The sequence below is a fragment of the Sphingobium sp. 22B genome (assembly GCF_001580035.1).
GTDB lineage: Bacteria > Pseudomonadota > Alphaproteobacteria > Sphingomonadales > Sphingomonadaceae > Sphingobium > Sphingobium fuliginis.
In genome coordinates this window covers 1-25,567 of record NZ_LTAB01000014.1, presented here as the reverse complement: position 1 = coordinate 25,567, position 25,567 = coordinate 1, and the positions used below count along the sequence as shown (strand labels likewise).

Genomic DNA, 25,567 nt, shown 5'->3' with positions numbered 1-25,567 from the left:
TCTTTATTTGAAGCCGTCATTCCCGCGCAGGCGGGAACCCATCTCCTGAACGTCCCGCTTGACGCTTCTTATGGGAGATGGGTCCGCGCTTCCGCGGGGATGACGGGCATATTTCCAAAGGAAACACAGATGCCCAAGGTACTCATCAGCGACAAGATGGACCCCCGCGCCGCCGCGATCTTCCGGGAGCGCGGCGTGGAAGTCGATGAAATCACCGGCAAGACCCCCGAAGAGCTGAAGGCGATCATCGGCCAATATGACGGCCTCGCCATCCGCAGCTCGACCAAGGTGACGAAGGACATTCTCGACCACGCCACCAACCTGAAGGTCATCGGCCGCGCTGGCATCGGCGTCGACAATGTCGACATCCCGGCCGCCTCGTCCAAGGGCGTGATCGTCATGAATACGCCGTTCGGCAATTCCATTACCACCGCCGAACACGCCATCGCGCTGATGTTCGCACTGGCCCGCCAGTTGCCCGAAGCCAATGCCCAGACGCAGCAGGGCCTGTGGCCGAAGAACGGCTTCATGGGCGTGGAAGTCACCGGCAAGACGCTGGGCCTGATCGGCGCGGGCAATATCGGCTCCATCGTCGCCAGCCGCGCCCTGGGCCTCAAGATGAAGGTCGTCGCCTTCGACCCCTTCCTGACCCCGGAACGCGCCGTCGAGATGGGCGTGGAAAAGGCCGATCTGGACACGCTGCTGGCGAAGGCGGACTTCATTACCCTGCACACGCCGCTGACCGACCAGACCCGCAACATCCTGAGCAAGGAAAATCTGGCCAAGACGAAGAAGGGCGTGCGCATCATCAACTGCGCGCGCGGCGGCCTGATCGATGAAGCCGCGCTCAAGGAAGCGCTGGATTCGGGCCATGTCGCTGGCGCCGCGCTCGACGTGTTCGTGACCGAGCCGGCGAAGGAATCGCCGCTGTTCGGCACGCCGAACTTCATCTGCACCCCGCATCTGGGCGCGTCGACCGACGAAGCGCAGGTCAATGTCGCGCTCCAGGTGGCGGAACAGCTCAGCGACTATCTGCTCGACGGCGGCATCACCAATGCGCTGAACGTGCCCAGCCTGTCGGCGGAGGAAGCGCCGAAGCTCAAGCCCTATATGGCGCTGGCTGAAGAACTGGGCAGCCTTGTGGGCCAGCTTGAGGGCGACCGCATCCAGAGCGTCTCGGTCGAGGTCGAGGGCCATGCCGCCGAACTCAACCAGAAGCCGATCACGGCCGCGGTGCTGGCCGGGCTGATGCGCGTCTATTCGGACACGGTGAACATGGTCAACGCGCCCTTCCTGGCGAAGGAACGCGGCCTCGACGTGCGCGAAGTGCGCCATGACCGTGAGGGCGACTATCAGACGCTGGTGCGCGTGACCGTGAAGACCGAAGGCGGCGACAAATCCGTCGCCGGCACGCTGTTCGGCAATGCGCAGGCGCGCCTGGTCGAACTGTTCGGGATCAAGGTCGAGGCGGATCTTGCGGGGCACATGCTCTACATCGTCAACCAGGACGCGCCGGGCTTCATCGGCCGCCTGGGCTCGACCCTGGGCGAGGCGAACGTCAACATCGGCACCTTCCACCTTGGCCGCCGCAACCAGGGCGGTGAAGCCGTGCTGCTGCTGTCGGTCGACGGCGTGGTCAATGAAACCGTCCTCAACGACATCTGCAAGCTGGCAGGCGTCAAGACGGTGAAGCTCCTCCGCTTCGCCTGACACCGGTTCGGGCCTGACACCGGTTCGGGCCTGACACCGGTTCGGGCCTGATATGGTTCGGGCTGGCCTTGCGCGCATAATCCGCTAAAGGCCAGCCCATGACCACGATCCCGCCCGGCCTTCTTCCCGAAGGACTTTCCGACCGCCTGCCGCCGCAGGCAGAGGCTTCCGCGCGTCTTGCGCGCCGCGTGCTCGATACCGTCGCCGCCCATGGCTATGAGCGGGTGATGCCGCCGATCGCGGAGTTCGAGGATTCGCTGGTCGGCCGCCTGAAATCGATGAAGGCGCAGGATCTTGTCCGCGCCATCGATCCCGTATCCCAGCGCAGCCTGGCGCTGCGTCCGGACATGACCGCGCAGGTGGGCCGCATCGCCGCCACCCGGCTGGCTGCCGCACCGCGTCCGCTGCGCCTGTCCTATGCCGGGCCGGTGATCCGCCTGCGCGCGAATCAGCTTCGTCCGGAACGGGAGCGCTTCCAGGTCGGTGCCGAACTCATCGGCAGCGACCGCGTCGCCGCAGCCGTGGAGATCGTGAACGTCGCCATCGAAGCGCTGCAGGCGGCGGGCGTCACCGGCATCACCATCGACTTCACCTTGCCGGACCTGATCGACACGCTGGCCGCCGGTCCGCTGCCTCTCGCCCCGGAAGAGATAGAAGCCGTCCGCGCCGAGCTGGACGCCAAGGATGCGGGCGCGCTCGCGGCGATCAGCCCGGCCGCCGCCGCCTATCTGCCGCTGATAGAGGGCACCGGCCCCTTCCACGCGGCGATGGAGCGTCTGGAAGCGCTCAACGCGGAACTGGGCGGCGCCATCGACAGCCGGATCGCCGGCCTGCGCGCCATTGCCAGGCCCATCGGCTGGGACATCACCCTGACGCTCGATCCCACCGAGCGGCATGGCTTCGAATATCAGAACTGGTTCGGCTTCTCGATCTTCGCGGACGGCTTCACCGGAGAGATCGGCCGGGGCGGCAGCTATGCGATCATCCGCGCCGACGGGTCGGAGGAACCGGCCATGGGCTTCTCCCTCTATCCCGATCCGTTGATCGATGCCGGCTTCGGCGGCCAATCCCCCAAGCGCCTGTTCCTGCCGCTGCACTATGACGCGGCGCGCGCGGCGCAGTTGCGCGCCGAAGGCTGGCAGACCATCGCCGCGCTGACGGGTGAGGAGAATGGCGAAACGCTGCGCTGCTCCCACTGGCTCGACGGCGCAGAACCCCGGCCTTACTGACCGAAGCGGCGGCTCAGATATTGGTCGACGATGGCGGTTCCGGGATAACCGGGATCGCCCATCGCCCGGTTGATCTGCATATGCCCGCGCAGGCCCCGGCCCGCCAGCGCAGTCATCTCCACCGGCGTTCCCGCCTTGCGCAGCGCCGCCGCCAGCGCCTCCGACTGCGCCGTGCCGTCCGCGCGGTCGACATGCAGGATCAGGAAGCCGGGCGCATTGGGTTGCCCGGCGTGCAAGGTCGGCGACAGCGCCTTCTGCCGCGCCGGATCGGTGCCGAAGGCCTGTTCATAGGTGCCCGCCATGAAACGCCCGCCCTCCGCCATTTGCCTGCCGACATCATAGGCCGCGCCGTCCAGCAGGATCACCCCACGCACGGCATCCGGCCTCAGTCCCGCCCTGGCGAAATAGCGCATGTCCGTCCCCACCAACGCGGCGAGATGCGCACCCGCGCTATGCCCCATCAGCACGATCCGGTCCGCATCGAAGCCCAGGTCCATTGCCTTCGCTCGCAAGAAGGCCAGCGCGTCGGCCACGTCCTGCGCCTGTTGTTCCACCGTCGCGTTCGGCACCAGCCTGTAGTCGACGGAGGCGAAGGCATAGCCAAGCCCATGATAATGTTCGGCCTTGGCGGCTCCGGTGGCATTGTCCTTGCTCCCGCGTTTCCACCCGCCGCCGTGCACGAAGACGACCAGTGGCGCCTTTTGCGATCGGGCGGGCCAATAGTCCAGAACCTGCAGGCCATCCCTGCCATAGGCCATGGTCTGTCCGCCCGGCGCATTCTGCTGCCCCTCCACCATCCGCGCCCGCCAGCGTTCGCGCAGGCCCTGCGCCTCGCTGCCCGATGCGACCAGCATCAGGGCCAGCATCGCTCCCGTTGTCAATCGCCGCATTCAGCCGCCCTTTCGCGTTCCCGAGCGGAAGCTTGCCAGACCGGCCGGCCGCGTAAAGCCATCCCGCTGTATCAAAGTGTAACCCCTTCGCCTTGACGCGCCCGCCATGCCCCGCTAACGCGCGCCCCGCACAGGACGGCCATCATCAACCGGGGCGTCCACCCTATCCCACCGGCATGCCGAGTCCCGTCGAAGGGCATGGCCGGTCCGCGCGGCGGGCGGAGGACTGTAACTGTGGCAAATGTGACCGTGATCGGCGCCCAATGGGGCGACGAAGGCAAGGGCAAGATCGTCGACTGGCTGTCGGAACGCGCCGACGTCGTCGCCCGGTTCCAGGGCGGCCACAATGCCGGCCACACGCTGGTCGTGGGCGAGAAGGTGTACAAGCTCTCCCTGCTCCCCTCCGGCATCGTGCGCGGCACGCTGTCGGTGATCGGCAATGGGGTGGTGCTGGACCCCTGGCACTTCCGCGACGAGGTCGCGAAGCTGAAGGGGCAGGGCGTGGAGATCACGCCCGACAATCTCCAGATCGCGGAAACCTGCCCGCTGATCCTGCCTTTCCACCGCGACCTGGACGGCCTGCGGGAGGATGCTTCGGGCGCGGGCAAGATCGGCACCACCCGCCGCGGCATCGGCCCGGCCTATGAGGACAAGGTCGGCCGCCGCGCCATCCGCGTCTGCGACCTCGCTCATCTGGACGATCTGGGCCCGCAACTCGACCGCCTGACCGCGCACCACGACGCGCTGCGCGCCGGGTTCAACGAAGCGCCGATCGACCGCGACGCGCTGATGGCGGAGCTGCGCGACATCGCCGGCTTCATCCTGCCCTTCGTCAAGCCCGTCTGGCTGACGCTGAACAAGGCGAAGGCGGAAGGCAGGCGCATCCTGTTCGAAGGGGCGCAGGGCACGCTGCTCGACATCGACCATGGCACCTATCCCTTCGTCACCTCGTCCAACACCGTGGCGGGCACGGCGGCGAGCGGCACCGGCCTTGGCCCATCGGGCGCGGGCTTCGTGCTGGGCATCGTCAAGGCCTATACCACCCGCGTCGGCTCCGGTCCTTTCCCGACCGAGCAGGAAAATGACGTCGGCCAGCGTCTGGGCGAACGCGGCCATGAATTCGGCACCGTCACCGGCCGCAAGCGCCGCTGCGGCTGGTTCGACGCCGTGCTGGTGCGCCAGTCGGTCGCCGTATCGGGCGTCACCGGCATCGCCCTTACCAAGCTGGACGTGCTGGACGGTTTCGAGGAACTGAAGATCTGCGTCGGCTACAGGATCGGGGACCAGAGCTTCGACTATCTGCCCGCCCATGCGCAGGACCAGGCCAAGGCGGAACCGGTCTATGAGACCATCGAAGGCTGGCAGGACACCACGGCGGGCGCCCGCAGTTGGGCCGAACTGCCTGCCCAGGCGATCAAATATATCCGGCGGATCGAGGAACTGATCGGCTGCCCGGTCACGCTCGTCTCCACCAGCCCCGAGCTCCAAGCAGATGGAATCATCTGCTGACTCGGAAAACGCGACAAAACAAAAACTTAGAGCAGTCGAGCCGATGCAATCGGATCGGAATCTGCTCTAGAAGGAAATCCGATGGCCGGCGACCGCTTCGAGCGTCACAAGCAACCCTGGACGGCGGACGAGCTGCAAAAGCTCCACACGCTGGCGAAGAAGGGCATGGCGCTGAAAGCCATCGCCAAGGCCCTGACCCGCAGCGAGGAATCCGTGAAGGCCCGTGCCAAGCAGGACGGGCTGAACATCGCGAAGTTGCGTTAATTCAGCCAAGGACCATGCCGTGTTCCCGCAAGCGCGGGGGCACGGCACGCCTTATGGCGGCAACGGGCCCGATTCAACGCAGCGCGCCCTAGCCCTTTTCCTCTTCCTCCACCATGTCGGGCGCCAGTTCCAGCCCGGCTCGGCCGTGCGCGGCGGTATGCGCCGGCGCCTTGGGGTGGGGCACATATTCGGGTTCCTCGACCTCCAGCATGCCTTCCCATTTGGTGATGACGGATGTGGCGATGGCATTGCCCAGCACGTTGGTCGCGGTGCGGCCCATGTCCATGAAATGGTCGACGGCCAGGATGAAGGCCACGCCCTCCACCGGCAGGTCGAACTGCCCCAGCGTCGCGGCGACCACCACCAGCGACGCGCGAGGCACGGCGGCGATGCCCTTGCTGGTCACCATCAGCACCAGCAATATGGTGATCTGCGTGGCGATCGGCAGGTCGATGCCATAGGCCTGGGCGATGAAGATCGTCGCGAAGGTCGAATACATCATCGACCCGTCCAGATTGAAGCTGTAGCCCAGCGGCAGCACGAAGCTGTAGATGCGGCGCGGCACGCCGAAGCGGTCGAGCTGCTCCAGCATCTTGGGATAGGCGGCCTCCGACGAGGCGGTGGAGAAGGCGATCAATATCGGCTCGCGCACATAGCGGATCAGCTTCACCATCCGCTTCCCCAGGAAGATCGATCCCGCCGCGAACAGCAGCAGCCAGAGCGCGATCAGCGACAGGTAGAATTCGCCCACCAGTTCGCCGAAGGTCTTGAGCACGCCCAGCCCCTCGGTCGTCACCACCGACGCCAGCGCGCCGAACACGGCGAGGGGGGCGACGCGCATGACATAGCCGGTCACCTGCAGCATCAGTTCCACCATCGCCTCGATCACGGTGACGACCGGCTTGCCCTTCTCACCGATGGCGGTCAGCGCGATGCCCACGAACAGGGAGAAGACGACGATCTGCAGGATCGAATTTTCCGCCATCGCCCCGACCATGGAGGTCGGAAAGACATGCAGGATGAAGTCGCGGAAGTTGAGCGCCTCCGTATTCACGCCCGAATCCGCGCCCGACCGGACGAGGTTCAATCCCTCGCCCGGCGCGAAGAAATTGACGAAGATGAGGCCGAGCGTCAGCGAGATCAGGCTGGCGATGATGAACCAGGCGAGCGCGCGCCCGCCGATCCGCCCCAGCGCGGCGCTGTCGCCCATATGCGCGATGCCCGCCACCAGCGTGGAGAAGACCAGGGGCGCGATGATCATCTTGATCAGATGCAGGAAGATGTCCGCCAGCAGGTGGTAGTAGCCCGCCACATCCTTCGCCAGCGCCTTGTCGCCACCCACCCAGATATTGGTGGCAAAGCCCACGATCACCCCCAGAACCATGCCCGTCAGGATGAACGCCGTCAGTCGATTTCGCATCTCGTTCCTTTAACCGGCGCGTGGGCGCACCGCATTCATGGTCTGTCCCAAATGGTGGCTACACCTAACAGCCACCCGCAGCGCCCGCAATCGAAGGCGCGCGCCTGCCGTCATCGGGTTAGACGAATGAGGAATTAGATTCCGCGCCCCGTCCGGCGCCGGAAAAGCACGGCCTCAGGGGTAGAGCAGCCCCTCGCGCCAGCCGTCGCCGGTCCGTTCGAACAGGCGGCGCTCATGCAGGCGATGTTCGCGATCCTGCCAGAATTCGATTCGTTCGGGGATGAGGCGGAAGCCCGACCAATGCGGCGGGCGCGGCACCGGCCCGCCCTCGAAGCGCAGGCTGACTTCCTCATATCGCGCCATGAACACGTCGCGCGATTCCAGCGGGCGCGACTGGTCGGATGCCCAGGCGCCCAACTGGCTGTCACGGCTGCGCGTCGCGAAATAGGCGTCGGCCGCGGCCTCGTCCACCGGGCCCACCGCCCCCTCGATCCGGACCTGCCGCCGCAGCGACTTCCAGTGGAACAGCAGCGCCGCATGAGGATTGGCGTGCAGCTCCTCCGCCTTGCGCCCCTCGAAATTGGTGTAGAAGACGAAGCCGTCCGGCCCATGCCCCTTCAGCAGCACCATCCGCACCGAAGGCCGCCCGCGCGCATCGGCAGTGGCCAGCGCCATGGCGTTGCTGTCGTTGATCTCGGTTTCGCGCGCCTCGACATACCAGGCATCGAACAGGACGAAGGGATCGGTCATGCGCGGTGATGTACGCCCCTCATAAAGCCATGTCGATAAGGCTTTCCCACGCTTGAACGACGCCGCGCCTTTCGCCACATAAGGCGCAAACGGTTTTTCATGCAAAAGGATATGTTGGCGGCAATGGCTGATCCCTACTCCACCCTGGGCGTCGCGCGCAGCGCGAGCGAGGCAGAGATCAAATCGGCCTATCGGAAGCTCGCCAAGGAACTGCATCCCGACAGGAACAAGGACAATCCGAAGGCGGCGGAGAAATTCTCCGCCGTCACCAGCGCCTACGACCTGCTGTCGGACAAGGACAAGCGCGCGCGCTTCGACCGGGGCGAGATCGACGGCGAGGGCAATCCGACCGCGCCCTTCGGCTTCGGCGGCGCCGGGGCGGGCGGCTTTCGGGGCCGGCCGGGTCAGGGCGGCGGGTTCGAGTTCCAGGAAGGTGGCGCCGATTTCGGGGACATATTCGAAGGCCTGTTCGGCGGCGGCGCAGGCCGCCGTGGCGCGGCGGGCGGGGGCTTTGGCGGTTTCGGCCGTGGCGCGCCGCCGCAGAAGGGCGCGAACGTCACCTATCGCCTCGCCGTCCCGTTCGTCGACGCCGCGACGCTCGCGCCCCAGCGGATCACGCTTCAGGACGGCAAGACCATCGACCTCAAGCTCCCCGCGGGGGTCGAGACGGGCACGCAGATGCGGCTTTCCGGCAAGGGGCAGCAGGGTCCCGGCGGCGCGGGCGACGCGATCGTCACCATAGAGGTGAAGCCGCACCCCTTCTTCACCCGCGACGGCGACAATGTGCTGCTCGACCTGCCCATCACCCTGGACGAGGCGGTGCAGGGCGCGAAGGTCAAGGTGCCGACGGTCGACGGCCCGGTCATGCTGGGCGTGCCGGCGGGCGCATCCTCCGGCAAGACGCTCCGCCTGCGCGGCAGGGGCTTCACCGGCAAGACCGGCCAGCGCGGCGACCAGCTCGTCACCCTGCTGATCGACGTGCCCGCCGACGATCCGGCGATCAAGGCGCTGGTGGAAGGCTGGCGGGACAGCCGCGCCGTGCGGACCCATCTGGGCGTTTGAGGGGTTAGGGGGGAATGCCGCAGCCGTCCCCCTATTCACCGGAGTCCCGTCGCCAGCGGCTCACCGAAGAAGCCCGCACCAAGTTCCACCGCCAGATCGCCCGGGTGCGCCCCGGCAGCCATGCCTTCGAAATCGCGAAGCGGGTGGCGGTCGGCACCTATAGCGACGGTTTCATCCATGCGGGGAACCTTGCCTATCTCTCGCTGATGACTTTGTTCCCTTTCTTCATCGTGGCGGCGGCGGTGGCGAGCATCTTCGGCCGGTCGCAGGACGGGCTGGCGGCGGTCGGCGCCTTTCTGGAAACGGTGCCGCCCGGCGTCGCGGAGGTGGTGCGCCAGCCGATCGTCGATGTGCTCAACGCCCGCACGGGGCCGCTGCTCTGGCTGGGCGGGCTGGTCGGGCTGTGGACCGTCGGCAGCCTCATAGAGACGATCCGCGACATATTGCGCCGCGCCTATGGCACCAGGAGCACGCGCCCCTTCTGGCATTATCGCCTGACCGCCATCGGCATCACCCTGGTCAGCGTGTTCGCGGTGATGTTCGCCTTCTCCATGCAGGTGATCATCACCGGCATCGACCAGTTCCTGCACCAGATCCTGCCCTTTGCCGACCAGGCGATACAGATCGTCGGCCTGACCAAGCTTGCGCCCATGGCGATCCTGTGCGTCGCGCTCTATTATCTCTACGTTTCCCTGACCCCCAGCCTGTACAAGGATCCGCGCTTCCCGAAATGGCCCGGCGCCATCGCCACGGCGCTCTGGTGGTACGGCGTCACCCTGCTGCTGCCAGTCACGCTTTCCATGCTCGGCGGCTATGACATGACCTATGGCAGCCTGGCCGGCGTGATGATCACCCTCATTTTCTTCTTCCTTGTCGGGCTTGGCGTGGTAATTGGCGCGGAATTGAATGCGGCGCTGGCGGAGTTCCCGGAAGAGGAAGCCGCGGCCGCCGCGCAGGCCGACAAAGGGAATGGGACGACGAAATGACAGGCTTGATGGCGGGAAAACGCGGTCTGATCATGGGGCTGGCGAACGACAAGTCGCTGGCCTGGGGCATATCGAAGGCGCTGCACGCCCAGGGGGCGGAACTGGCCTTCTCCTATCAGGGCGACGCGCTGGCCAAGCGGGTCAGGCCGCTGGCGGAGGAACTGGGTTCCGACTTCCTGATCGACTGCGACGTGTCGGACATGGAAAAGCTCGACGCCGCCTTCGAAGAAGTCAAGGCGAAGTGGGGCAAGCTGGACTTCGTCGTCCACGCCATCGGCTTTTCCGACAAGAATGAACTGCGCGGCAAATATGTCGACACCAGCCTGGAGAATTTCCTGCTGACGATGAACATCTCCGCCTACAGCTTCGTCGCCGTCGCCAAGCGCGCGCGGGCGCTGATGGCGGAGGGCGGCAGCCTGCTGACGCTCAGCTATTATGGCGCGGAAAAGGTCATCCCGCATTACAACGTCATGGGCGTGGCCAAGGCGGCGCTGGAAACCAGCGTCAAATATCTGGCGATGGACCTGGGTCCGGAAAATATCCGGGTCAACGCCATCTCCGCCGGACCGATCAAGACGCTGGCGGCGAGCGGCATCGGCGATTTCCGCTACATCATGAAGTGGAACGAGCTGAACAGCCCGCTCCGCCGCAATGTGACGATAGAGGATGTGGGCGGCGCCGGCCTCTATCTCCTCTCCGACCTGGCGGCGGGCGTGACCGGCGAAGTCCATCATGTCGACGCGGGCTACAATGTCATCGGCATGAAGGCCGAGGACGCCCCCGACATCGCGCTGGACAAGTAACAAAACCCTCTCCCGCCGGGAGAGGGAGGGTCCGGCGCGAAGCGCTGGGAGGGTGAGGGCGAACCACCTCACCCAAAGGGCAGGGATCATGAGCTTCAACACATTCGGCCGCGTCTTCCGCTTTTCGACCTGGGGCGAGTCCCATGGTCTCGCCATCGGCGCGATGGTCGACGGCTGCCCTCCGGGCCTGTCGCTCAGCGAAGCCGACATCCAGCCCTTCCTCGACAAGCGCAGGCCCGGCACCTCCAAATTCACCACCCAGCGCCGCGAGCCGGATGAGGTGCGCATCCTCTCCGGCGTGTTCGAGGGGCGGACCACCGGCACCCCGATCAGCCTGATGATCGAGAATATCGACCAGCGTTCCAAGGATTATGGCGAGGTCGCCAAGGCCTATCGCCCCGGCCATGCCGACTATGCCTATGACGCCAAATATGGCTTCCGCGACTATCGCGGCGGCGGGCGATCGTCGGCACGGGAAACCGCCAGCCGCGTGGCGGCGGGCGCGGTGGCGCGGCTCGTCATCCCCGATGTCGACATCTTCGCCTATGTCAGCGAAATCGGCGGCGACGCCATCGATCCGGCTCGTTTCGACGCGGGCGAGATCGACAGCAACCCCTTTTTCTGCCCCGACCCGGAAGCGGCGAAGCGTTGGGAGAAACTGGTCGATGACGCCCGCAAGGACGGCTCGTCGCTCGGCGCGGTGGTCGAATGCGTCGCCAGCGGGGTTCCGGCGGGCTGGGGCGCGCCGCTCTATGCCAAGCTGGACAGCGAACTGGCCGCCGCAATGATGAGCATCAACGCGGTTAAGGGCGTGGAGATCGGTGACGGCTTCGCCGCCGCCCGCCTGCGCGGCGAACAGAATGCCGATCCGATGCGGCCCAATATGGACGGGGGCAATGACGGCAACCCCGTCTTCCTCGCCAACCACGCGGGCGGCATTGCGGGCGGCATCTCCACCGGGCAGCCGGTCAAGGTCCGCATCGCCTTCAAGCCGACCAGCTCGATCCTGATCCCGGTCGAAACCGTCACCCGCGAAGGCGAGGCGTCGGAGATCATCACCAAGGGCCGCCACGACCCCTGCGTCGGCATTCGCGGCGTGCCGGTGGTGGAAGCGATGATGGCGCTGGTGCTGGCGGACCAGAAGCTGCTCCACCGCGCGCAATGCGGTGAAGTCTGAGTCAGGCGTCCCCATGCTCCTGCAAGGGCAGGAGCCCGCAGGAGAACCGCGTTCACCGCCGCAATATAACGCGCCGAATCGAGCCATTCTTTCGATAAAGGCAGGATTTGCGCGAGACGACTCAGCCAATCTGCGGTAACATCATCGTCACAGATCGCCCGCGGGAGGGCGAGCGGCAGTGCGTAAGCCTGGGGAGCGTCACCATGGTTTCCATGGATTGACGGTCAAAACGTCCCCTTCAGCCGCGAACACGGGCCAGCCATGCAACCATGGCTGGCCCATTTCGTTCAGGCAGGACGCGAAAACGCGATCCGGGGCATAAGACGCATGCATTTCATCACCGCGCTGATCGGCATCTATCGCGCGGAAATCGGACTTCTCATCCTCGCCCTGATGTTCGTCGCCTTCGTGCGCGAACGCTATTCGCCCACGGTCGTCTCCGTGGTCGGGGCGTGCGCTTTCGCGGTGCTGGGCCTGCTCGACGAAAAGGACCTGTTCTCCGTCTTCTCCAACAGTGCGCCGCTGACGGTGGGCGCGATGTTCGTGCTTTCCGGCGCGCTGATCCGCACGGGGACGATCAATCGCGTTGCCGACCTGGTCATGGCCCGCGCCCAGCGCCACCCGCGCCTGGCGCTGGCCGAAGTCACGCTCGGCACAGTCATCCTCTCGGCCTTCCTCAACAACACGCCCGTGGTGGTGCTGCTGATCCCGATCATGTTCAAGCTGGCGCAGGCGACCGGCTATCCGGTGAAGAAGCTGCTGATCCCGATGAACGCCGTTGCCGTGATGGGCGGTTGCGTGACGCTGATCGGCACATCGACCAACCTGATCGTCGCGGGCATCGCCGCCGATCAGGGCATGGCGCCCTTCGGCATATTCGACATCACGCCCTATGGGTTGGCCGGGGTCGCGGCCGGCGTCGCCGCGCTGGCCGGCCTGTCCTTCCTGCTTCCCGGCGATCCGCCCTCCATCGCGGGGGAGGATGGCGGCAATGTGCAGGATTATCTGACCGAACTCACCCTTTCGCGCGACAGCGACCTCATCGGCCGCACGGTCGGCTCCCTGTCGATCATCGGCCGCTCCGCCAGCCTGCTCGGCCTCAAGAGGGCGGGGGAGATACGGCGCCGGGGGATAGAGGAAGAGGAACTGCACGCCGGCGACCGCCTGCTGGTCCATGCCGACGGCGCGACGATCATGACCCTGCGCGAATCCGGCGATTTCGAAATCGGGCTGGCCGCGGCGTCGGAGACTCCGGGCAGCGGCACCGTCATCGAAGCGATGATCGCGCCCAGCCATCCGTCCATCGGGGAACGGCTGATCGACATTCCCTTCCTGCACGCGCTGCGGGTGCGGATCATCGGCATCCACCGGGCGCGTCACCTGCCGGGGCCGGACCTCAGCGAAACCCGCGTGCGCGGCGCCGACCGCCTGCTGATCGCGGGCAGCGACGACAGCATCCGTTCGCTCAAGGACAATGCCCATCTGATCGGCGTCGACATCAGCCGCGCCCGCGCCTTCCGCCCGCGAAAGGCATGGATCGCCATTCTTGCCCTGACGGCGGTAGTGCTGCTCTCGGCCGTCGATCTCATCGGCATCGGCCTTGCCGCCTTCATCGCCGTGGGCGTGATCCTCGTCACCCGCTGCATCGACCCGGAGGAAGCCTGGGCCGCCATCGACGGCGACGTGCTGATCCTGATCTTCGCCATGCTCGCGGTCGGGCTGGCGCTCGAACAGGCGGGCAGCGTCGCGCTGATGGTCGGCTGGATCGAGCCGCTGCTCGCCGCCGCTCCGGCATGGACGCTGGTGTTCCTCATCTATTTCTTCGCGCTTCTGCTGTCGGAACTGCTCAGCAACAATGCGGTCGCGGCGCTGCTCACGCCGCTCACCATCGCGCTCGCCCATCAACTCGGCGCCGATCCGCGTCCGCTGGTGATCGCGCTGATGATCGGCGCGTCGGCCTGCTTCGCCACGCCGATCGGTTATCAGACCAACGCCCTTGTCCATGCGGCGGGCGATTATCGCTTTTCCGATTTCGTGCGCATCGGGATTCCGCTCAACCTGATCGTCGGACTGGCGGTCTGCACCACGCTCACCCTCCTGGCTTGAGGAGCGGGCCTGGCCTGAGGCCGGGCCACGCCAAGCCATTTTCGGCGGACCGGCCCTGTCCCCGCACCGAACGCATCGTCATGATGGCCCGAAACCAAAGGATTGCCCGTGACCAGCCTGCCCATCATTCAGGTCGACGCCTTCGCCGACGCTCCCTTCACCGGCAATCCGGCCGCGGTCATGCCGCTTGGTCGATGGCTGGACGATGCGACGCTTCAGGCGATAGCGGCGGAAAATAATCTGTCCGAAACCGCCTTCACCGTGCCCACGCCCGACGATCCGGAGGCGGACTATGCGCTGCGCTGGTTCACGCCCGCCGTGGAGGTCAAGCTCTGCGGCCACGCCACGCTGGCGAGCGGCCATGTGCTGATGGGCGGGCGTACCGCCGTCCGCTTCCGCACGCGGGAAGCGGGCATCCTGACCGTATCGCGGGACCGCGACGGCTATGGCCTCTCGCTCCCGGCCTGGCCGACCGCGCCCAGCCCGCTGCCGGAGCTGGCGGCGGCGATGGGCGGGGACGTCCTCGAAACCCAGTGGCGCGAGGGCGGCTTCGCGATCTTCGTCTATCGCGATGCCGCCGCGATCCATGCGCTGGAACCGGACTTCGCGACGCTGAAGAAGGCGGGGCCCCTGCTGCTCATCGCCACCGCACCCGGCGAGGACAGCGACATGGTGAGCCGCGTCTTCGTCCCCGGCGCGGGCATAGACGAAGACCCGGTGACCGGCTCCGCCCATTGCCTGCTCACGCCCTATTGGGCGAAGCGGCTCGACAAGATCAGGCTGACGGCATTTCAGGCATCGCAGCGCGGCGGGCGCTTAACGTGCCGGCTTTCAGGCGACCGGGTGATCCTGACGGGCGCCTGCCGCACGGTGATCGAAGGCAATTTCCTGCTTTGAGAGGTGGCGATGGCTGAGGCCATCCGGCCAATTCCAGCCAACCGGCGACCCTGCGCAAAGAAAATAAAGGTCAGTTCACCGCGAATAAAGCCCGACGAGCTTCGCCAGCCCCGTCTTCAGCGCATCGCGCTCCGCCTTCGTGGGCGACATGCCCAGCCGCACGACCGTCAGGCGCTGCGAAGGCGAAACCAGTATATATTGCCCGCCATGCCCGACGCAGCCGAACAGGCTGCGCGGCGCCTGCCCCGGCATCAGCGCGCTGTCCTCGCTGTCCCGGTTCAGCCACAGATGCGCACCATAGGCGGCATTGCGGGGCGAGGGCGCGCGCATATAGTCGATCCACTTTTCCGGCACGATCTGATGCCCCGCCACGCCGCGCCCGTGATTGCGCAGCAATTCCCCGAAGCGGGCATAATCCCGCGCCGTCATATGCATGAAGCTGCCGCCGATCATCGTCCCGGCCGCATCATATTCCACCGCCAGGCTGTCGAGGCGCGCCGGAATCTTCAGCCGCCCGTCGATGAACATCTGCATCGCCCGCCGCCGCACGTCGGGATCGGTGCTGTTGGTCAGCATCCGCGCCATCAGGTCGGCCAGGATGACGCTGTTGCCGGTCGAATAGGAAAAGGCGGTCCCAGGCGCATGGGCAAGCGGCTTGGCCTCCGCAAAGGCGCCCATGTCCTGCGCTCCGTCGGTGAACAGCATCCTTATCGTGTCGGCCTCCGCCAGCGGTTCCCTGTCCTCGACATGATCGAGGCCCGACGTCATGGCCAGCAACTGCCGCAGGGTGATGCGCCCTCGCGGATCGCCCGGCTGCCCCCAGGCCGCGACCGGCACCGGCGAATCGAGCGCCAGCCGCCCGTCCGACACCATCAGCCCGATCAGCACCGCCGTCACGCTCTTGGCCGTGGACCAGGACGGCAGCTTCGTCCGCGGCCCATAGCCCGGCGCATAGCGCTCCGCCACGATTTCGCCATCGTGCATGACGACCAGCGCCCGGGTCTCGCCCACCGCATCCTCGAACAAAGGATCGATGGCCGCGCGCAGGGCGGCGGCGTCTGCGTCCGAATCGCCTGCGACATGGTAGACCGGCTCCGGCCCGGCGGCGCGCACCGTCCACAACCCGGCCACGGCCAGAATCGCCAAAATCCCGCCCGGCATGCCAAGGCGCTTTACGCTGTTCCGCTCAAGCCTCATAAGCCGCGGCCTTAGCATGGAGCGCGGGAAAGGGGAGCATGTCCGGTCGCCGGAAATGGATTTATGGGGTTTTGGCGGTGGCCCTGCTGCCGCTGGCGCTGCTGGCGTGGAACTGGAGCGCCCTTCGCGCCCATGCCCAGGTCGGCGCGGGCTTCGGCGCGCGCGTCACCTGCTCCTGCCGCTATGTGGAAGGCCGGTCGATGGAAAGCTGTCAGGGCGACAAGGAACCCGGCATGTGGGCCGTGTCGCTGAAGGACATGCCCGAATCGCAATCGGTCAACGCGGCGGTTCCGCTGCTCGCTTCGCGCACGGCGCGCTATCGCAAGGGCTGGGGCTGCCTGCTGGAGCCTTGAGCTTCCATGGTCATCCCGGCTTTCGCTGGGATGACCATGTGGGAAGCTGGCCCCAATCCCCTCAAAGCGCTACAGCCCCTTCCCATGCGTCCCGACATCCCGACCCTCCTCCACGATGTTTTCGGCTTTCCCGGCTTCCGGGGCGTGCAGGAACAGGTGGTCAGCCGCATCATGGCGGGGCAGGCGACGCTGGCGATCATGCCGACCGGCGCGGGCAAGTCGCTCTGCTACCAGCTTCCCGCCGTCGCGCTCGAAGGCTGCTGCGTCGTCATATCGCCGCTGATCGCGTTGATGCACGACCAGCTTCGCGCCGCGCAGGCGGTCGGCATCCGCGCCGCCAGCCTCACCAGCGTCGACGCCGACTGGCGCGAGACGCAGGACCGGCTGCGCAATGGCGATCTCGACCTGCTCTATGTCGCGCCCGAACGCGCCAGCGGGGAGGGGTTCCGCAACCTCCTGCGCGCCGCGAAGATCGCCCTCTTCGCGATAGACGAAGCCCATTGCGTCTCCGAATGGGGCCATGATTTCCGCCCGGACTATCGCCTGCTGCGCCCGCTGCTCGATGAATTTCCGGACGTTCCCCGTCTCGCGCTGACCGCGACCGCCGACCACCACACCCGCGACGACATCCTCGTCCAGCTTGGCATTCCGCGCGAAGGCCTGATCATCGCGGGCTTCGACCGTCCGAACATCCGCTACGCCGTCCATCCCCGCGATGGCCTGCCCCGCCAGCTTTCCGACCTGATCGCCGGCCAGACCGGCCCCGGCATCGTCTACGCCCCCACCCGCGCCGCGACCGAGAAGCTGGCCGAAACCCTCAGCAAGACCGGCCGCCCGACCCGCGCCTATCATGCCGGACTCGACCCGCAGGTCCGCGCCGCCAACCAGGCCGCCTTCATCGCCAGCGAGGATATGGTGATGGTCGCGACCATCGCCTTCGGCATGGGCATCGACAAGCCCGACGTCCGCTTCGTCGCCCATGCGGCGCTGCCCAAGTCGATCGAGGGCTATTATCAGGAATCGGGCCGCGCAGGCCGCGACGGAGAACCCGCCGAAGCGCATCTTTTCTGGGGCGCCGACGATTTCGCCCGCGCCCGGCAGCGCATCGGCGAGCTCGATCCCCTGCGCCAGCAGGGCGAGCGCGCCCGCATCACGGCCCTGGGCGGGTTGGTGGAGACCGGCACCTGCCGCCGCGCCATATTGCTCTGTCATTTCGGGGAGAATCCCCCGCCGGGCTGCGGCAATTGCGACAATTGCCTCAATCCGCCGCCCAGCATCGACGCGACCCAGACGGCGCGCAAATTCCTGTCCGCCGTCTACCGCACCGGCCAGAGCTTCGGCGTCGGCCATATAGAGCAGGTGCTGACCGGCGCCGTCACCGACAAGATTCGCGAGCGCGGCCATGACAGGATTTCGGTCTACGGCATCGTCGACGGAGAGGAGACGGCACTGCTGCGCCCCGTCTCCCGCGCCCTGCTGGTGCGCGACGCGCTCCAGACCAACGAGCATGGCGGGCTGGAATTCGGCCCCAATGCCCGCCCGATCCTGCGCGGGGAGGAGGAGGTCAGCCTGGTCCTCCCGCCCCGCAGGGAACGCCGCCGCAAGAGCGCCCGCAACGGCAGCGCGGAAAATCCGGTGGGCGATCCGCTGTTCGACGCCCTGCGCGCCTGCCGCCGCGCACTGGCGCAGGAGGCGGGCGTGCCGCCCTATGTGATTTTCCACGATTCGACCCTGCGTGAAATGGCGGAGCAGCGTCCGACGAGCCTCACGGAACTCGGCCACATCAGCGGCGTGGGACAGCGCAAGCTCGACGCCTATGGCGACGCCTTCCTCGCGGCGATCCGCCCTTATCTTTAGAACGGAAGAATTGACCTGCTCCTGCGAAGGAGCATGCTGCTCTGTGGCCTACCCTCTTGAATCCCGCCGCCCACAAGCGCAAGGAGACCCGAAAAGGAGTCCCGCCCATGTTCCGCCAGCTCACCAAAAGCCTCTACGTCTCCCCGCAGATCAGCGTCGATCAGGTGGCGGAAGCCAAGGCGCTGGGCGTGACGGTGATCATCAACAACCGCCCCGACGACGAGGAGCCGGGCCAGACCAACGGCGCGGAGATCGAAGCCGCAGCCAGGGCCGCCGGCATCGCCTATGCCGCCGTCCCCGTGGCCCATGGCGGCTTCGCGCCCTGGCAGCTCGACGGCATGGCCGCCGCGCTGGAACAGGCGGGCGAGGGCAAGATACTCGCCTATTGCCGCTCCGGCACGCGCAGCACCTTGCTCTGGGCGCTGACCCGCGCCCGCGCGGGCGACCATCCGGCGGCGCTGACCGAGCAGGCCGCCTCCGCCGGCTATGACGTCACGCCCGTCCGCCAGATCATGGACGCGCTCGCCGCCGGTTGATGGCTTCCCCAGCGGAAACCTATGACGCCATCGTCCTGGGCGCTGGCGGCGCTGGCCTGATGTGCGCGGCCATGGCGGGCCAGCGGGGCAGGCGCGTCCTCGTCATCGACCATGCCGATCAGGCAGGGAAGAAAATCCTGATTTCCGGCGGCGGCCGCTGCAACTTCACCAATATCCACACCGCGCCCGACCGCTACCTGTCCGCCAACCCTCATTTCGCCAAATCTGCGCTGGGCCGCTACACGCCGCAGGATTTCCTCGGGCTTGTCGAACGCCACGGCATCGCCTGGCACGAAAAGACTCTGGGCCAGCTCTTCTGCGACCAGAGCGCGCGCCAGATCGTCGCCATGCTGCTGGCCGAATGCGAGGCGGGCGGCGTCGCCATCCGGCTCGACCACGCCATCGCCGCCGTCACCCATGCCGATGGCCGATACTGCGTCACCCATGGCGACAGGACCGTCACGGCCCCGGCGCTGGTCATCGCCACCGGCGGCCCCTCCATCCCCAAGATCGGCGCAACCGCCCTTGCCTATGACCTCGCCCGCCAGTTCGGGCTCAAGGTGGTGGAACCCCGACCGGCGCTGGTGCCCCTGACCCTCGGCGGCGAAGAACTGCTCTTCCGCTCGCTCTCCGGCGTCTCGACCGAGGTCATCGCACGCCATGGCAAGACCGCCTTCCGCGAAGCCGCGCTGCTCACCCACCGGGGCCTGTCCGGCCCAGCGATTCTGCAGATTTCATCCTATTGGCGGCATGGCGATGCCATCGCTCTCGACCTCCTGCCCGACCAGCCGCAAGGCTGGCTGACGGAGGCGAAGCGCGGCAGGCCGCGCGCCACGCTGACGCAATGCCTGCGCGGCCACCTGCCCGACCGTCTGGCCGACGCCCTGGCGGAGCGGCTGGCGCTTCCCGGCGACCTGGGCAACGTCCCGGATCGCAAGCTGCAGGACGCCGAACGCCGCCTGTCGGCCTGGCCTTTCACGCCCAATGGCACCGAAGGCTTCGCCAAGGCGGAGGTCACAATCGGCGGCATTTCGACCGCGGGATTGTCCTCGCAAACGATGGAAGCGCGCCACCTGCCCGGCCTTTACGCCATAGGGGAAGCGGTCGACGTCACCGGCTGGCTGGGCGGCTATAATTTCCAATGGGCCTGGGCAAGCGGCTGGGTAGCGGCCCAATATCTCTAGAGCGCGCTGCGTTAAATCAGACGCAGGCCGCGCGCTCTAAGCTTTTGTTGTCGCATCGTTTAAGCGCAAAACCGATTCCCACTTTTGCGCACGATGCTCTTAAAAAAGCAGCCCCGGCGCAAGGGAACGCCGGGGCCACAAAGAGGGATGTCCCGGCGGGAGGGGGGGAGAAGCCGGGACAAGAGGGAAATAGGAAGAGCTATTTCAGTTTCAAGATGCTACGGAGAATTTTCTTCGGGCTGATGCGTCTACTTCGCGCCTCGCAATGGCTGATAGGGAACAGTCGCCATTCAAACCCTATCATGAGGATGGAGCCAGCGCCGGTCATCCCCGCCTTGGCTTCAACATCGACCGAGCGTCAGGATATCTCCCTATGCATTTCCGCCGGAGCCGACCCGAACGCCATCAGAGCCGCATTGATCATCTGCCGGTGGGCGTCGCTTCCCCTTGCCACATCCCGCCAATCCTGCCCGGTCATCGATCCATGACTGTCCTGCCAGATTTTGGAGGCGACCGAGTCCACTTCATCGGCGGTGGGCCTTCGCTGTTCAGCGAAACATTCCATCAAGAGGGCGTGAAAAACCTTTCCCGCAAACGGCTTTGCAACCGGCATAAGGCCTCCTCTCCGACAGTATTTTATAGATTTCCGTAAGGGAAATTGAATGGCCGCCCGAGTCGAGTCAAGCCATGCCGATCTGCCATCGTGGTGAATTGCCGCCTTAACCAGGCGGTTTCGCTGCTCTAACTCTTAAGGATTATCTCTTCGGTAAGGGAGTCTGCGACGGTTATCCGCACTCCACCGTCACATGCTCCATGCGCGGCAGGGCGCGGACCTGGCGGCGCACGGCGGCGACATCGGCGCCGGGGGCCAGGCTGACGATCGCGGCATGGGCGTGCGGCCCGATGCGCCAGACATGCAGGTCGCGGATGGTCGCCCCTTCCGCCTCGGCCAGTGCCTTGATCCGCGCCATCAGCGCCGGTTCGGCCGTGTCGAGCAGGATCGCGGCGGTATCCTTCATCAGCCCCCAGGCCCAGCGTGCGATCACCACCGCGCCCAGCAGGCCGACGGCGGGGTCCAGCCACCACCAGCCCATATAGCGCCCCGCCAGCAACGCCATGATCGCCAGCACCGACGTCAGCGCGTCGGTCAGCACATGCACATAGGCGGCGCGCAGATTATTGTCGGCATGGCCATGCCCGTGATCATGGCTATGGTCGTGTCCCAGCAGCAGGGCGCTGATCAGGTTGATGACCAGGCCGATCACCGCGACCAGCGTCGCTTCGCCAAAGGCCACCTTCACCGGTTCGAAGAAGCGCATCACGGACTCGACGGCGATGAACAGGGCGGTGAAGGCCAGGATCAGCGCGGATGCGAAGCCGGACAGGTCGCCCACCTTGCCTGTCCCGAACGTATAGCGCGGGTTGCGCGCATGCCGCCGGGCATAGCCATAGGCGGCGGCCGCCACCGCCAGCGCGCCGGCATGGGTCGCCATGTGGAAGCCGTCGGCCAGCAGCGCCATCGACCCGGTCAGCCAGCCGAAGACGATCTCGACCACCATGGTCGCCGCCGTCAGCCACACCACCCAGATCGTCTTGCGGGCATTCTCGTCATGTCCGCGCGTCAGGTAGATATGGTCGAAATAATGGCTTTCCTCGCCATCATCCGCATTGGCCACCGGAATGCCATGCACATGATCATGGTCCTCAGGATGATGGTGGCCGCCATGGCCATGGTCGTCGTGCATGCTCATTTCCCGTAGCGCCGGATCAGCGCCAGCATTTCCTCCGCCGCAGCCTCTCGCGCTGCGTCGCTGATGCCCGGCCGGGCGACATGTTCGCGCATATGCTGCTCGATCAATTCTTCCATCAGGCTGCCGACCGCACCCCGCACGGAGGCGACGAGTTGCAGCGTTTCCGAACAACCCGCGTCGCCCGACAATTGCCGTTCTACGGCGCCGATCTGCCCCGCGATGCGCCGCACCCGCGCCAGCAGCTTGTCCCGATCCGCCACGATATGCATAGGGTACCCCCCTATACTATGCCGGTCTGAAAATCAATCCGTGCATTTCCCCGCACAGCCCCTAACAAGGGTGCGATGGCGACCATGACCGATTGCGACGTAGCGATAGTGGGCGGCGGCCTTGCCGGCTGTCTGACCGCGCTCGCCCTCGCGGCGCGCCACCCGCATGTCTCCCTGAGGCTGCTGGAAAGCGGCGACAGGTTGGGCGGCAATCATATCTGGTCCTTCTTCGACAGCGACGTGGATGCCGGGGACCGCTGGCTGGTCGAGCCCCTGATCGCCCATCGCTGGCCGGAGGGTTATGAGGTCCGCTTCCCCGGCCACTGCCGCCAACTTGCCGTGCCTTATAACAGCATCACCTCGGCGCGCCTCGACGCCCATGTCCGGGAGCGGCTTGGCGATGCCGTGCTGACCGGCGCGCAGGCCACCGGGCTGACGCCCACCAGCGTCACCCTGTCCGACGGCCGCGTCATCCGCGCCAAGGCCGTGCTCGACGCCCGAGGGGGCGGCGATCTTTCCGCCCTGCGCTGCGGCTGGCAGAAATTCGTCGGCCAGACCCTGCGCCTGCATGCTCCGCACGGCCTTTCCCGCCCGGTCATCATGGACGCCACGGTCGAGCAGATGGACGGCTATCGCTTCGTCTATCTGCTGCCCTGGGACGAACGGACCGTCTTCGTCGAGGACACCTATTATAGCGACACGCCGGACCTCGACGTGCCCATGCTCGGCGCCCGGATCGCCGCCTATGCGCGGGCACGGGACTGGCAGGTGGAGGAGGTCGTCCATAGCGAGAGCGGCGTCCTGCCAGTCGTCCACGGCGGCGATTTCGACCGCTTCTGGCCGCACGACGATCCGGTCGCGCGGCTGGGGGCAAGGGCGGCGCTATTCCAGCCCATGACCGGCTATTCCCTGCCCGATGCGGTGCGCTTCGCGCTGCGCCTGGCGAATGAATGGCCGGTGGAGGGGCAACTGCTCGCCCAGGCCACGCGCGGTTGGGCGCGGGACCATTGGCGGCAGGGCGCTTATTACCGGTTGCTCGGCCGCATGCTGTTCGGCGCGGCCAGACCGGACCAGCGCTGGCGCATCTTCGAACGTTTCTATCGGCTTGATCCCTCCCTTATCGGCCGCTTCTATGCGGGCCGCTCGACGCTCGGGGATCGCATCCGCATCTTGTGCGGGCGGCCCCCCGTGCCCATAAGGGACGCCATGCGCGCCCTGTTGAGCCCTCCCGCCTGATGAACCGGACCCGATGAACCGGAAAGCGATCGTCATCGGCGCGGGCTTCGGCGGCCTTGCGCTGGCCATCCGCCTGCAATCCGCCGGAATCGACACCACTCTGGTGGAGGCGCGGGACCGTCCGGGGGGCCGCGCCTATATGTGGGAAAAGGACGGCTTCGTCTTCGACGCCGGGCCGACCGTCATCACCGATCCCGATTGCCTGGGCGAGTTGTGGCGCCTTTCGGGCCACGACATGGCGGAGGATGTCAGCCTCGTCCCCGTCTCCCCCTTCTACCGGCTCAACTGGCGCGACGGCACGAATTTCGACTATTCCAACGACGAAACCGCCCTCCGCGCCCAGATCGCCCGGCTCAATCCGGAGGATGTCGCGGGCTATGAAAGCTTCCTCGACTATGCCGACGGCGTTTATCAGGAGGGGTATCGCAAGCTCGGCTCGGTCGCCTTCCTCGACTTCGCCTCCATGGTCCGCGCCGCGCCCGCGCTGATGAAGCATCAGGCGTGGCGCTCCGTCTATTCCGTGGTTTCCTCCCATGTGAAGGATGAGAAGCTGCGGCAGGCGCTCTCCTTCCACACGCTGCTGGTCGGGGGCAATCCGATGCAGACCAGCTCGATCTACGCCCTGATCCACAAGCTCGAGAAGGATGGCGGCGTCTGGTTCGCCAAGGGCGGCACCAACCGCCTCGTCCAGGCGATGGCCACGCATTTCGAGCGGCTGGGCGGCACGCTGCGCCTCGCCGATCCGGTGGTGCAGATCGAAACCTATGGCGACCGCGCCGTCGCCGTGCGCACCGTTTCGGGCTGGCGGGGGGAGGCGGATGCCGTCGCCTCCAACGCCGACCTGATGCACAGCTATCGTGACCTGATCGGCCATCATCCCAGGGGCGAGAAACAGGCGGCGAAGCTTGCCCGCAAGCGCTGGTCGCCCAGCCTGTTCGTGCTGCATTTCGGCATCCGGGGAAGCTGGCCGGGCATCCCGCACCATATGATCCTGTTCGGCCCGCGCTATGAAGGGCTGCTGACCGACATCTATGATTATGGCGTGCTGCCGCAGGATTTTTCGCTCTATCTGCACCATCCGACCGTCACCGACCCCAGCATGGCGCCGGAGGGCCATTCGACCTTCTACGCGCTTGCCCCGGTGCCGCATCTGGGCAAGCTGCCTATCGATTGGGACCGTTTCGCGCCGGCCTATGCGGAACGTATCCTAGACGAGATCCAGCATCGCCTGATTCCGGACATCCGCTCGCGCATTGTGACGCGGTTCCATTATGCGCCGCCAGACTTTCGTCGCGACCTGTCGGCGCATCTGGGCAGCGCATTCAGCCTGGAGCCGCTGTTGACCCAGAGCGCCTGGTTCCGCGCGCATAATCGCGACGACGTCATTCCCAACCTCTATCTGGTAGGGGCGGGCACGCATCCGGGGGCGGGCATTCCCGGCGTGGTCGGCAGCGCCAAGGCGACGGCCGCGTTGATGCTGGAAGACCTGGCCTGACTCATGAAGGATTTATGAAGAGACTGGCTGTCTATTGCGGCTCGGCCACCCCGGCCGATCCCGCCTATGTCGAATCCGCCCGCCATGTCGGACGCATCCTCGCCGAACGGGGCATCGGCGTCGTCTATGGCGGTGGCCGGCTGGGACTGATGGGCGCGGTGGCCGATGCGGCGCTGGAAGCGGGTGGGGAGGTGATCGGCGTCATCCCCGAAGCGCTGGTCGGGGCCGAAGTCGCCCATCGCGGCTGCACGGAACTGCACGTCGTCCAGACCATGCACCAGCGCAAGCAGCTTTTCACCGACCTGTCCGACGGCTTCGTGACCTTGCCGGGCGGCGTCGGCACGATGGATGAATTGTGGGAAGCGATCAGTTGGGCGCAGCTCGGCTATCACCGCAAGCCGGTCGGCCTGCTCAATGTCGCGGGCTTCTATGACCAACTCATCGCCTTCAACCAGCATATGGTGGAGGCGGGCTTCATCCGCGCGCAACACGCCAATATCCTGATCCATGCCAACGCGATCGAGGCATTGCTCGACAGGATGGCGGCCTATCAGCCGCATGAAACCATCTTCGCGATGAAGGCGGATCGGTTGTGATCCCATAGCAAGACCCGTTCCGAGAAACGGGAAGCGCTGAGCCACGCTGCGGACAAGTTCGGAATGTGGGGAAATGGCCAATCCAAGACATTCCCCTCCCGCAGGCGGGAGGGGTTAGGGGTGGGCGCGAGCGTAGCGAGCTTCTGACTTAGCCGTTGAAAACTCACGCAGATGCCGCGCCAGCCCACCCCCTAGCCCCCTCCCGCMKGCGGGAGGGGAATGTCTTGGATTGGCCATTTCCCCACATTCCGAACTTGTCCGCAGCGTGGCTCAGCGCTTCCCGTTTCTCG

24 protein-coding genes are annotated in these 25,567 nt (G+C 66.3%); 17 read left to right on the top strand and 7 right to left on the bottom strand.

Features of this window, described 5'->3' with window-relative positions:
- The first annotated feature begins 129 nt into the window (after window positions 1-129).
- Window positions 130-1,710 (top strand): phosphoglycerate dehydrogenase, encoded by a 1,581-nt coding sequence (serA, locus tag A0J57_RS13870; RefSeq protein ID WP_048577887.1) that lies wholly within the window; start codon window positions 130-132, stop codon window positions 1,708-1,710.
- 98 nt (window positions 1,711-1,808) lie between these two features.
- Complete coding sequence (locus tag A0J57_RS13865) at window positions 1,809-2,939, top strand: ATP phosphoribosyltransferase regulatory subunit (protein WP_061940089.1); 1,131 nt, start codon at window positions 1,809-1,811, stop codon at window positions 2,937-2,939.
- On the opposite strand, the gene A0J57_RS13860 is transcribed toward A0J57_RS13865, so the two are convergent.
- Window positions 2,933-3,736 carry an alpha/beta hydrolase gene (locus A0J57_RS13860; protein WP_061940100.1) on the bottom strand — a complete coding sequence of 268 codons (804 nt, stop codon included), beginning with the start codon at window positions 3,734-3,736 and terminating at the stop codon, window positions 2,933-2,935. The genes A0J57_RS13865 and A0J57_RS13860 overlap by 7 nt on opposite strands.
- A gap of 327 nt (window positions 3,737-4,063) precedes the next feature.
- Between A0J57_RS13860 and A0J57_RS13855 the strand changes: the two genes are divergently transcribed.
- Window positions 4,064-5,338, top strand: a complete 1,275-nt coding sequence (locus A0J57_RS13855; RefSeq protein ID WP_062017245.1) for an adenylosuccinate synthase — start codon at window positions 4,064-4,066, stop codon at window positions 5,336-5,338.
- A gap of 81 nt (window positions 5,339-5,419) precedes the next feature.
- Complete coding sequence (locus A0J57_RS13850) at window positions 5,420-5,602, top strand: hypothetical protein (protein ID WP_007685461.1); 183 nt, start codon at window positions 5,420-5,422, stop codon at window positions 5,600-5,602.
- 88 nt (window positions 5,603-5,690) lie between these two features.
- Here the strand turns inward: A0J57_RS13850 and A0J57_RS13845 are convergent, their stop codons facing one another.
- The gene (locus tag A0J57_RS13845) at window positions 5,691-7,022 is read right to left on the bottom strand and encodes a dicarboxylate/amino acid:cation symporter (protein ID WP_061940087.1); all 1,332 of its coding nucleotides are present in this window, start codon (window positions 7,020-7,022) and stop codon (window positions 5,691-5,693) included.
- Between the two features lie 174 nt (window positions 7,023-7,196).
- Entirely contained in the window at window positions 7,197-7,772 is a 576-nt protein-coding gene (gene pdxH, locus A0J57_RS13840) for a pyridoxamine 5'-phosphate oxidase (RefSeq protein ID WP_061940085.1), read from the bottom strand.
- A gap of 123 nt (window positions 7,773-7,895) precedes the next feature.
- Between pdxH and A0J57_RS13835 the strand changes: the two genes are divergently transcribed.
- The 6 genes from A0J57_RS13835 to A0J57_RS13810 all read left to right on the top strand — a co-directional run bounded on the left by A0J57_RS13835 (window position 7,896) and on the right by A0J57_RS13810 (window position 14,803).
- Complete coding sequence (locus tag A0J57_RS13835; RefSeq protein WP_061940083.1) at window positions 7,896-8,834, top strand: DnaJ C-terminal domain-containing protein; 939 nt, start codon at window positions 7,896-7,898, stop codon at window positions 8,832-8,834.
- A 14-nt stretch (window positions 8,835-8,848) separates the two neighbouring features.
- On the top strand, window positions 8,849-9,820 hold the full coding sequence (locus tag A0J57_RS13830) for a YihY/virulence factor BrkB family protein (RefSeq protein ID WP_061940081.1): 972 nt from the start codon (window positions 8,849-8,851) through the stop codon (window positions 9,818-9,820).
- The gene (gene fabI / locus A0J57_RS13825) at window positions 9,817-10,623 is read left to right on the top strand and encodes an enoyl-ACP reductase FabI (RefSeq protein WP_061940079.1); all 807 of its coding nucleotides are present in this window, start codon (window positions 9,817-9,819) and stop codon (window positions 10,621-10,623) included. Before A0J57_RS13830 ends, fabI begins: the two co-directional genes overlap by 4 nt.
- Window positions 10,624-10,711: 88 nt before the next feature.
- Window positions 10,712-11,800: a chorismate synthase gene (gene aroC / locus A0J57_RS13820; protein ID WP_061940077.1), complete on the top strand. Its 1,089-nt coding sequence runs from the start codon at window positions 10,712-10,714 to the stop codon at window positions 11,798-11,800.
- 327 nt (window positions 11,801-12,127) lie between these two features.
- Window positions 12,128-13,906 (top strand): SLC13 family permease, encoded by a 1,779-nt coding sequence (locus tag A0J57_RS13815; protein ID WP_061940074.1) that lies wholly within the window; start codon window positions 12,128-12,130, stop codon window positions 13,904-13,906.
- 108 nt (window positions 13,907-14,014) lie between these two features.
- Window positions 14,015-14,803, top strand: a complete 789-nt coding sequence (locus tag A0J57_RS13810) for a PhzF family phenazine biosynthesis protein (protein ID WP_044661243.1) — start codon at window positions 14,015-14,017, stop codon at window positions 14,801-14,803.
- Between the two features lie 75 nt (window positions 14,804-14,878).
- Here the strand turns inward: A0J57_RS13810 and A0J57_RS13805 are convergent, their stop codons facing one another.
- On the bottom strand, window positions 14,879-16,000 hold the full coding sequence (locus tag A0J57_RS13805) for a serine hydrolase (protein ID WP_025551871.1): 1,122 nt from the start codon (window positions 15,998-16,000) through the stop codon (window positions 14,879-14,881).
- Between the two features lie 38 nt (window positions 16,001-16,038).
- Between A0J57_RS13805 and A0J57_RS13800 the strand changes: the two genes are divergently transcribed.
- The 4 genes from A0J57_RS13800 to A0J57_RS13785 all read left to right on the top strand — a co-directional run bounded on the left by A0J57_RS13800 (window position 16,039) and on the right by A0J57_RS13785 (window position 19,930).
- On the top strand, window positions 16,039-16,353 hold the full coding sequence (locus A0J57_RS13800) for a hypothetical protein (protein ID WP_048577894.1): 315 nt from the start codon (window positions 16,039-16,041) through the stop codon (window positions 16,351-16,353).
- A gap of 84 nt (window positions 16,354-16,437) precedes the next feature.
- A complete protein-coding gene (gene recQ, locus A0J57_RS13795; RefSeq protein WP_061940098.1) occupies window positions 16,438-18,210 on the top strand; it encodes a DNA helicase RecQ in 1,773 nt (590 codons plus the stop codon).
- Window positions 18,211-18,317: 107 nt separating this feature from the next.
- Entirely contained in the window at window positions 18,318-18,746 is a 429-nt protein-coding gene (locus A0J57_RS13790) for a TIGR01244 family sulfur transferase (RefSeq protein ID WP_025551865.1), read from the top strand.
- Window positions 18,746-19,930, top strand: a complete 1,185-nt coding sequence (locus tag A0J57_RS13785) for an NAD(P)/FAD-dependent oxidoreductase (protein WP_061940073.1) — start codon at window positions 18,746-18,748, stop codon at window positions 19,928-19,930. Before A0J57_RS13790 ends, A0J57_RS13785 begins: the two co-directional genes overlap by 1 nt.
- A gap of 358 nt (window positions 19,931-20,288) precedes the next feature.
- Here the strand turns inward: A0J57_RS13785 and A0J57_RS13780 are convergent, their stop codons facing one another.
- The 3 genes from A0J57_RS13780 to A0J57_RS13770 form a co-directional block, all read right to left on the bottom strand.
- Window positions 20,289-20,543: a hypothetical protein gene (locus tag A0J57_RS13780; RefSeq protein ID WP_044661247.1), complete on the bottom strand. Its 255-nt coding sequence runs from the start codon at window positions 20,541-20,543 to the stop codon at window positions 20,289-20,291.
- Between the two features lie 172 nt (window positions 20,544-20,715).
- The gene (gene dmeF / locus A0J57_RS13775; RefSeq protein WP_061940070.1) at window positions 20,716-21,681 is read right to left on the bottom strand and encodes a CDF family Co(II)/Ni(II) efflux transporter DmeF; all 966 of its coding nucleotides are present in this window, start codon (window positions 21,679-21,681) and stop codon (window positions 20,716-20,718) included.
- Window positions 21,678-21,950 carry a metal/formaldehyde-sensitive transcriptional repressor gene (locus A0J57_RS13770; RefSeq protein ID WP_025552137.1) on the bottom strand — a complete coding sequence of 91 codons (273 nt, stop codon included), beginning with the start codon at window positions 21,948-21,950 and terminating at the stop codon, window positions 21,678-21,680. Before A0J57_RS13770 ends, dmeF begins: the two co-directional genes overlap by 4 nt.
- A gap of 75 nt (window positions 21,951-22,025) precedes the next feature.
- On the opposite strand from A0J57_RS13770, the gene crtY reads away from it, so the two are divergent.
- Genes crtY through A0J57_RS13755 form a run of 3 tightly spaced genes read left to right on the top strand, consistent with a single transcriptional unit; the run spans window position 22,026 to window position 25,277 of the window.
- Window positions 22,026-23,186 carry a lycopene beta-cyclase CrtY gene (gene crtY, locus A0J57_RS13765; RefSeq protein WP_061940068.1) on the top strand — a complete coding sequence of 387 codons (1,161 nt, stop codon included), beginning with the start codon at window positions 22,026-22,028 and terminating at the stop codon, window positions 23,184-23,186.
- Between the two features lie 13 nt (window positions 23,187-23,199).
- Window positions 23,200-24,681, top strand: a complete 1,482-nt coding sequence (locus A0J57_RS13760; protein WP_061940066.1) for a phytoene desaturase — start codon at window positions 23,200-23,202, stop codon at window positions 24,679-24,681.
- A 14-nt stretch (window positions 24,682-24,695) separates the two neighbouring features.
- A complete protein-coding gene (locus tag A0J57_RS13755; RefSeq protein WP_025552142.1) occupies window positions 24,696-25,277 on the top strand; it encodes a TIGR00730 family Rossman fold protein in 582 nt (193 codons plus the stop codon).
- The last annotated feature ends 290 nt before the right edge of the window (window positions 25,278-25,567 follow it).